Below are 1305 nucleotides of genomic sequence, written 5' to 3'. Positions count from 1 at the left end.
GAATGACACGACTTCGGCGGTACGCTTGAGCCCCGCTACATTGTCGGCGCGGAATCACTTGACCAGTGAGCTATTACGCACTCTTTCAAGGGTGGCTGCTTCTAAGCCAACCTCCTGGTTGTCTCTGCGACTCCACATCCTTTCCCACTTAGCGTACGCTTAGGGGCCTTAGTCGATGCTCTGGGCTGTTTCCCTCTCGACCATGGAGCTTATCCCCCACAGTCTCACTGCCGCGCTCTCACTTACCGGCATTCGGAGTTTGGCTAAGGTCAGTAACCCGGTAGGGCCCATCGCCTATCCAGTGCTCTACCTCCGGCAAGAAACACACGACGCTGCACCTAAATGCATTTCGGGGAGAACCAGCTATCACGGAGTTTGATTGGCCTTTCACCCCTAACCACAGGTCATCCCCCAGGTTTTCAACCCTGGTGGGTTCGGTCCTCCACGAAGTCTTACCTCCGCTTCAACCTGCCCATGGCTAGATCACTCCGCTTCGGGTCTTGAGCGTGCTACTAAAACGCCCTATTCGGACTCGCTTTCGCTACGGCTTCCCCACACGGGTTAACCTCGCAACACACCGCAAACTCGCAGGCTCATTCTTCAAAAGGCACGCAGTCACGACTGTTGCTCCGAAGAACAACAGCGACGCTCCCACGGCTTGTAGGCACACGGTTTCAGGTACTATTTCACTCCGCTCCCGCGGTACTTTTCACCATTCCCTCACGGTACTATCCGCTATCGGTCACCAGGGAATATTTAGGCTTAGCGGGTGGTCCCGCCAGATTCACACGGGATTTCTCGGGCCCCGTGCTACTTGGGTGTCTCTTAAACGAGCCGTCAATGTTTCAGCTACGGGGGTCTTACCCTCTACGCCGGACCTTTCGCATGTCCTTCGCCTACATCAACGGTTTCTGACTCGTCTCACAGCCGGCAGACCGTGAAAAAGAGATCCCACAACCCCGCATGCGCAACCCCTGCCGGGTATCACACGCATACGGTTTGGCCTCATCCAGTTTCGCTCGCCACTACTCCCGGAATCACGGTTGTTTTCTCTTCCTGAGGGTACTGAGATGTTTCACTTCCCCTCGTTCCCTCCACACTGCCTATGTGTTCAGCAGCGGGTGACAGCCCATGACGACTGCCGGGTTTCCCCATTCGGACACCCCCGGATCAAAGCTCGGTTGACAGCTCCCCGGGGCCTATCGTGGCCTCCCACGTCCTTCATCGGTTCCTGGTGCCAAGGCATCCACCGTGCGCCCTTAAAAACTTGGCCACAGATGCTCGCGTCCACTGTGCAGTTCTCAA

1 rRNA gene is annotated in these 1305 nt (G+C 56.6%); it reads right to left on the bottom strand.

Going from position 1 to position 1305, the window contains the following annotated elements:
* A 23S ribosomal RNA gene (locus IEZ15_RS43975) occupies window positions 1-1273 on the bottom strand; the annotation flags it as partial.
* Between the last annotated feature and the right edge of the window lie 32 nt (window positions 1274-1305).

It is taken from the genome of Streptomyces atratus, assembly GCF_014648655.1.
Taxonomy (GTDB): domain Bacteria; phylum Actinomycetota; class Actinomycetes; order Streptomycetales; family Streptomycetaceae; genus Streptomyces; species Streptomyces atratus.
This window is presented reverse-complemented; position numbering and strand designations above follow the sequence as displayed.